Genomic DNA, 6,580 nt, shown 5'->3' with positions numbered 1-6,580 from the left:
CCCGCCGGCCGTACCCGCCCCTGCCGTCCGTCCCCGGGGCGGATCTTCCGTCGCACCCACCGCGCGTTGCCAGCGGCGTCCGCGATACGGGACGATCGGGCGACCGACGACGAGTGGGGAGGGCGGAGTGGTCCGGCGGGAGACGTTCAGCTACACGGTGCGGGCGCGCTGCTCACGGGCGGACGCGGTGGCGCTGTTGAGCGACCTCTCCCGGCAGGAGGAGGTGCATCCGCTGATCCTGCGGGTGCGTGAGCTGCCACCCCGGCCGGGAGCGCGGGCCAGCTACGCGATCACCGACCGGCTGGAACTGGGCCCCCTGCACTTCCCGGTCACCTACCAGGCCGACGTCCTGGTGGTCACCGACGACGAGATCGTCACCGAGGCCCGGCAGCAGCCCGGCACGACGGTACGCAACCACACCCGTCTCCGTGAGGAGGACGGCCTGCTGCGGATCGACGTGGAGATCACCCTCGCCGCCCCGGCGCCGCTGTTCGGGTACGCGTTCCGCCAGGCCCGCGCCGCGCACCTGGGGCTGGCCGGCCGCCTCGGCGAGGTGCTGGACCGGCTCTCCGACGGCGGGTCGGTCGACGCCTGACCCGTCGCGCCCGCCGGCCGCGCTCGCCGCCGGCCCTGCTCGCGGGCGATGCCGGCGGTCGATCATGAGGTTGGCGGCAGTTGTCAGGGCGTGGCGTGTCGGCAGCCTCATGATCAACGCGTCGGGCCCGTCCGGGTGGACGGGCCCGCGTCGCGGTGCGGTCAGCACACCGGCAGGTGCAACGTGATCGGGTCAGTACACCGACAGGTGCACGTGGTTGGTGTGGTCGCTGGACGGATCCCCGTTCGCCCCGCTGTACGACTTCCAGCCACTGCTCGGTAGCCAGATCTGCCTGTACCAGATCACATAGAGCACCCCGAGCCGATTGGCGTTGCGGACGTGGAACGCGGCCAGGTTGTCGCCGTACGTCCGGTCGCCGCCGGTCGCGTCCCCGCCGAAGCCGCCCTTCTGCGCGGCGAAGTCGCAGGCCCGGCCCTTCGGATGCTCTCCCGACCCGCCCGGGCGGTAGCAGGAGACGTACCGGGTGAAGCCGGCGGCCTGGGTTTGTTGCAGGGCGTTGAGCATTCGGGGCGTGATGCAGCCGTTGGCCGGGGTGGGGTCGTTGACGCTGCACGACTCCGAAGGGAAGGAGCCGTCGGAGTTGCGGGGCGCGGACTTGGCGGTCGACCTGGAGGTGCCGCGCGGGGCGCTGCTGGCCACCCGGGGGGCGGACTGCGCGGCTGCGGCCACCTCCAGCGCCCGTTCGGCCTGCTGCTTGCGCTTGTCCATCACCGCGATCTGCTTGCGCTGCTCGACGATCACGGTGGACAGCGCGGCGCGGGTGCGGGTGACCTCCTCCTTGGTCTTGAGGAGGTTGCGCAGTTCCCGGTCCTCGTTGCTGGCGACCGTCTCCAGGGCGGCGGCCCGGTCGAGGAAACTTTCCGGCGAGCCGCTGTTGAGCAGGGCCGACACCGGGCCGAGCCGGCCGGTCCGGTACGCCACCCCGGCGATCTGGCCGACCTTGCTGTTGCGCTGGGTCAGCTCTGATTCGACGGTCTTGAGCTGGTTGGTGAGTTCCTGTTGACGCCGGGTGGAGCGCTCCAGCGCGGCCTTGGCGTCGAGCCAGCCCTTGCTGGCGGCGTCGAGTTGGGCGCGCAGCGCCGGGGTGCCGCCCTCGTCGTCGTTGCTCGGGACGGCGAGCCGGGTGGCGGGCGGGGCGGCGGTCACCGGCATGGGGGCCGAGGACAGGCCGACGGCGAGCGCCGCGACGAGGGCGGCCGCCAGCCGGGCGGTGGTACGTCGTACGTGCATCCACATTCCTTCCGTCAGCCGCCGACCGGGTTAGCTGACGGGTTCGGGACGGAAGATCCCTACCGCTGGCGCGGATGCACCCCAGGTACCTGGTTCCCCGGCACGCCCGGGCGGGCGTTTAGGCGGCGGCCGCCGCCGGCACCGTCGGGTGCCGCCTGGCGGAGGCCGGAACCGAGACTACCGGCACGGGTGGGACGGATGCCCGGTTCGTGACCGAGGGTACGGGAGGTAATCCTGTGAAAAGGGATGAAACGGTTAATTCGCTTACCACTCGACCCGTCCGCACGCTCCCGGTGCCGCGCCCGGCTCGATCTGGAGGGTGGCGTGGTCGATGTGGAAGTCCTCGTGCAGCGCGCCGCGGGCGGCGGCGAGCACCGCACCGACCTCCGCGTCCGGGCACATGGTCAGGTGCGCCGAGGCCACCTCCATCCCGGAGGTGAGCGTCCAGACGTGCAGGTCGTGCACCTCGGCGACGCCGGGGACGGCGGTCAGCCGGTCGTGCACGGCGGTCACCTGGAGGTGCTCGGGCGCGGCCTGCACGAGGATGCGCACCGCCGCGCGCCCCAGCCGCCAGGTGCGGGGGAGGATGAACAGGCCGATCGCCACCGCCACCGCCGGGTCCGCCCACCACCAGCCGCTGACGGTGATCAGCAACGCGGCGCCGATCACGCCGAGTGAGCCGAGTAGGTCGGCCAGCACCTCCAGGTACGCCCCGCGTAGGTTGATGCTCTCCTGGGCCCCCTCGCGCAGCAGGGCGAAGGCGACCACGTTGGCGACCAGGCCCAGAACGGCGACCGTCAGCATCGGCCCGGTCCGCACCTCGGGCGGGTCGTCGAAGCGGCGTACCGCCTCGATCAGCACGTAGACGGCCACGCCGCTGAGTAGCAGGGCGTTGCCGAGCGCGGCAAGCACCTCGAGTCGGTAGAGCCCGAAGGTGCGCTGCGGGTCCCGCTCGGCCCGTCGAGTGGCGGTGATGGCGGCCAGGGCCATGCCGATGCCGAGCACGTCGGTGAACATGTGCCCGGCGTCGGAGAGCAGTGCCAGCGACCTGGTGGCGAGGGCGGTGACCCCCTCGACCAGCATGAACACGGCAAGCAGGGCGAAAGCCGCCCAGAGTCGGCCTCGGTGGCGCTGTGCCGCGTTCGCGACCGCCCCGTGGTGGTCATGCCCTGCGCCCACCTCACCGTACCCTTCCGTCGCGTACCGGACCGGGGCCTAAATTTATGCTCACATCGCTATGTATGCAAGTGAAAGGTCGATGACGCCCCTGCCCAGACCCCTGGGTCGTTGCCGACCGGCGGCCTCCCGGCGCTTTCCCCGGACTCCGCCCCCACCAACCTGCCGCGCCCCGGGCCTTCCCGGCGGGCGGTGTCCGGCTGGGCGGGTCAGCCCACCGGCTCGACCGTGGTGAGGCGCTGGGTGGCCCGGGAGAGGGCGACGTAGAGGGTCCGGACACCCGAGGGCTCGGCCCGGATATCGCCCGGGCAGACCAGCACCACCCCGTCGTACTCCATGCCCTTGGCCTGGAGGCTGGTCACCACCTGGAGCCGCCCGCCGCCGCGCCCGGCCAACCAGCCGGCCACCTCGTCCCGGCGCGGCACCGGCGTGATCACACCGACGGTGCCCGCCACCTCGGCGAGCAGTACCTCCACCGCGTCCGCCGTCGTGCCGGCCAGCTCGGCGGCCGGGACGGTCAGCGCGACCGGGTGCACCCCGGTCGACCGGACCGCGGTGGGCAGCGGCAGGTCCGGGTGCAGTTGGCGGATCTCCGCCGCCGCCACCGCGAAGATCTCCGCCGAGTTCCGGTAGTTGGTGGTGAGGTTGAACCGGTGCCGCCGCCGCCGGCCCAGCGCCTGGTCCCGCGCCCGGTCCAGCTCCTGCGGGTCGCCGGCCCACGCGGTCTGCGCCGGGTCACCCACCACCGTCCAGGAAGCCAGCCGGCCGCGCCGGCCGACCATCCGCCACTGCATCGGCGAGACGTCCTGCGCCTCGTCCACCACCACGTGCGCGTAGTCGCGGTAGTCCTCCGGGCGCTCCCGGGCCGCCGCCCGGGCGGCCTGCTGCCGGTCGGCGAAGGTGCTCAGCTCCCGTACCCCGCCGGCGAGCTGGAACGGGTCGCGCTTGCGCCTCGCCGGCCGTACCGGCTTGCCCAGCAGCGCGTCCAACTCGTCCAGCAGCGCGATGTCGGCCACCGTCAGCCCGTCCGTCGCCAACGACCGGTACGCCTCGGACAGCAGCGTGATCTCGGCGCGGGAGAGGACACCGCCGGCGTACCGGCGCAGCCGCGTCGGTCGCGCCAACCAGCCCAGCACGTGCCGGGGGTGCAGCCGGGGCCACCATGCCTTGAGGAACTCGCGGAACTCCGGCCGCTCGATGATCTCGTCCTCGAAAGCGGGCTGCTCCGGCAGGCGGGGGATCTCCAGCCGGCGGGCCAACGCGTACAGCGCGGCGAGCACGGCGTCGAAGGCGGCCCGGCGCACCTCGTTGCGGCGGGCACCCCGAGCCAGCGTCCGGTCCCGGATGCCGTCCAGCTCGCGGCGCTCCAGCCGGAGCAGCGCACCCCGGTAGAGCAGGCGCAGCTCGTCCGGCCCGTCGGGAACCCCGTCGAGGACCGCGCGTTCCAGCACCCGACGCATCCGCAGCGAGCCCTTCACCGCCGCCACCTCCGGCGGATCGGTCCGGGTCGCCGACTGACCGGGGAAGAGCGAGCCGAGCGAGTGCAGGGTGGCGGTCTCCTCGCCGAGCGAGGGCAGCACCGAGGCGATGTACTCGACGAAGACCGCCGACGGCCCGACCACCAGGATGCCGCCGCCGGCGTACCGGCTGCGGTCCGAGTAGAGCAGGTACGCCGCCCGGTGCAGCGCCACGGCCGTCTTGCCGGTTCCCGGGCCGCCCGAGACGATCGTGACCCCGGAGCCGGGCGAGCGGATCGCCTCGTCCTGCTCCCGCTGGATGGTGGCGATGATGTCCCGCATTCCCCGCCCGGTGGCGCGGGAGAGGGTCGCCAGCAGCGCCCCGTCGCCGACCACCGCCATGTCGGCCGGAGCCGCCTCCGGGTCGAGCAGATCGTCCTCGATCCGGATGACCTTCTCACCGGAGGACTGGATGGTGCGCCGGCGCACCACGCCAAGCGGCTCGGCGGGGGTGGCCTGGTAGAAGGCGGCGGCGGCCGGGGCCCGCCAGTCGACCACCAGGGTCTCGGCGTCGACGCCGCGCACCCCGAGCCGCCCCACGTGCAGCACCTGGCCGGTGCGCAGGTCCAGCCGGCCGAAGACCAGCCCCTCGTGCTCGGCGTCCAGCGCGTGTCGCCGCTGCGCGGCGTGGAAGACCATCGCGTCCCGCTCGACCAGCGCACCGAAGGTGCCCACCCGGGCCAGCCGGTAGCCCTCCTTCTCGGCCAGCGCGGCCGAGCGTCGCAGCTCGGCCAGCCGGGCATACACCCGGTCGAGATGCCGCTGCTCGAAGGCGATCTCCTGCTCCAGGGTCGTCTGGTCGGTCAACGTGAGGGCTCCTGTGCGACGGCGGCGCCGGGCGCGGGCGCACGCCAGGCGCAATGAGGGTACGGGCAGGCCGCCAGGCCACGCCCAGCCCGGGCCGCTTCCCGCGACCTCGACCACCCCGCCCCGCCCCGGGCCACGCCGGTGGCCGCCGTCCCGGCGGTCGGCGACATCGCGTACCCCACCCGCGCCGCGCGGAGCGTGAACCTGATCAACGGGGGCCGGGGGAGGGGTACGTACCCGGGACGGGCGTGCCGGTCAGGATCCGGTGCAGCACCGCGGACAGGGCGCCGTTCACCTCGTCGGGGCGTTCCAGCATCAGCATGTGCCCGGCGCCGGAACAGACGGTCAGCTCGGTCACCGGCAGGGCCGCCGCGATCGACTCCGCGCACGGCGGCGGGGTGAGCCGGTCCCGGTCGCCGACCAGCGCCGCCGCCGGCAGATGGGCCAGCTCGGCCAGGGTGTCCAGCCGGTGCTGCGTGCCGATCGAGGCGCGGAAGCCGCCGATCGAGCGCAGCGAGGCGCGGGCCACCGCCGAGGTGACCAGCCGGATGTCGGCCGGGTCGCAGCGGTCACCGAAGAGCATCCAGCGGATGCTCGGCCGCACCGCGCGCAGCAGCGCCCGGGGCGGGCGCCAGGAGCCGCAGCGGGCCAGCACCCCGGCCCCGGTGGTCTCGGCGATCCGGATCAGCCGGGCCACGCGGGGCGACAGGCCGTACGCCGTGTGGGTGTGCCCCTCGGCGGTGGTGGAGACGAAGACCAGCCCGGCGGTGCGGGCGGCGAAGTGCGTCGGATGCCGGTGGGCGTACTCCATCACGGTCATGCCGCCCAGCGAGTGCCCGACGAGCACCACCGGGCCGGAGGGGACCACCTCGTCCAGCACCGTGGCCAGGTCGTCGCCGAGCTGGGCCAGGGTGGCCGTCCGCAGTGCCATGCAGCTCGACCGGCCGTGCCCCCGGGCGTCGTAGGTGACCACCCGCACCCGCTCGCCGAAGCGCTCCCGCAGGTGGGCCAACTGCCGGTGCCAGACCCGCCCGTCCAGCGTCCAGCCGTGCAGCAGGACCGCGGTGACCGCCGCGTCCGCCGGCCCGGTCAGCTCGACGTGCAGGCGTACGCCGTCGGGGAGCCGTACCTCCCGCCGTCCCGGCATCGTCACCTCCCCAGGCCACCCCGGAGCTCCACACCGGCGTAACCCGGCGGTAACAACCGGCTACCCGTCATCAGAACACGCCAACCG

Annotated in this window: 5 protein-coding genes and 1 riboswitch; of the genes, 1 reads left to right on the top strand and 4 read right to left on the bottom strand. The window is 73.9% G+C overall.

Annotated features, from left to right (window positions below; translation table 11 throughout):
- Positions 1-127 precede the first annotated feature (127 nt).
- Positions 128-595 (top strand): SRPBCC family protein, encoded by a 468-nt coding sequence (locus E1193_RS29020; protein ID WP_132186355.1) that lies wholly within the window; start codon positions 128-130, stop codon positions 593-595.
- Positions 596-787: 192 nt separating this feature from the next.
- Here E1193_RS29020 and E1193_RS29015 read toward each other — a convergent pair whose 3' ends face one another.
- The 4 genes from E1193_RS29015 to E1193_RS29000 all read right to left on the bottom strand — a co-directional run bounded on the left by E1193_RS29015 (position 788) and on the right by E1193_RS29000 (position 6,493).
- Positions 788-1,846: a hypothetical protein gene (locus E1193_RS29015; RefSeq protein WP_132186354.1), complete on the bottom strand. Its 1,059-nt coding sequence runs from the start codon at positions 1,844-1,846 to the stop codon at positions 788-790.
- Between the two features lie 3 nt (positions 1,847-1,849).
- Positions 1,850-1,981, bottom strand: a riboswitch (cyclic di-AMP (ydaO/yuaA leader).
- Between the two features lie 129 nt (positions 1,982-2,110).
- Positions 2,111-3,025 carry a cation diffusion facilitator family transporter gene (locus tag E1193_RS29010; protein ID WP_132186353.1) on the bottom strand — a complete coding sequence of 305 codons (915 nt, stop codon included), beginning with the start codon at positions 3,023-3,025 and terminating at the stop codon, positions 2,111-2,113.
- A 206-nt stretch (positions 3,026-3,231) separates the two neighbouring features.
- Positions 3,232-5,346 carry an AAA family ATPase gene (locus E1193_RS29005; RefSeq protein WP_132186352.1) on the bottom strand — a complete coding sequence of 705 codons (2,115 nt, stop codon included), beginning with the start codon at positions 5,344-5,346 and terminating at the stop codon, positions 3,232-3,234.
- 208 nt (positions 5,347-5,554) lie between these two features.
- The gene (locus E1193_RS29000; RefSeq protein WP_132186351.1) at positions 5,555-6,493 is read right to left on the bottom strand and encodes an alpha/beta hydrolase; all 939 of its coding nucleotides are present in this window, start codon (positions 6,491-6,493) and stop codon (positions 5,555-5,557) included.
- Positions 6,494-6,580: the final 87 nt, after the last annotated feature.

Source organism: Micromonospora sp. KC606 (genome assembly GCF_004348675.1).
Lineage (GTDB): Bacteria > Actinomycetota > Actinomycetes > Mycobacteriales > Micromonosporaceae > Micromonospora.
Note: the sequence above shows the minus strand (reverse complement) of the source record. Positions and strands in the feature narration are given on the sequence as shown.

Excerpts from the sequence above, each read along its gene's own strand:
- E1193_RS29000 (WP_132186351.1), bottom strand. The coding sequence starts at position 6,493 with ATGCCGGGACGGCGGGAGGTACGGCTCCCCGACGGCGTACGCCTGCAC.
- E1193_RS29015 (WP_132186354.1), bottom strand. The coding sequence starts at position 1,846 with ATGCACGTACGACGTACCACCGCCCGGCTGGCGGCCGCCCTCGTCGCG.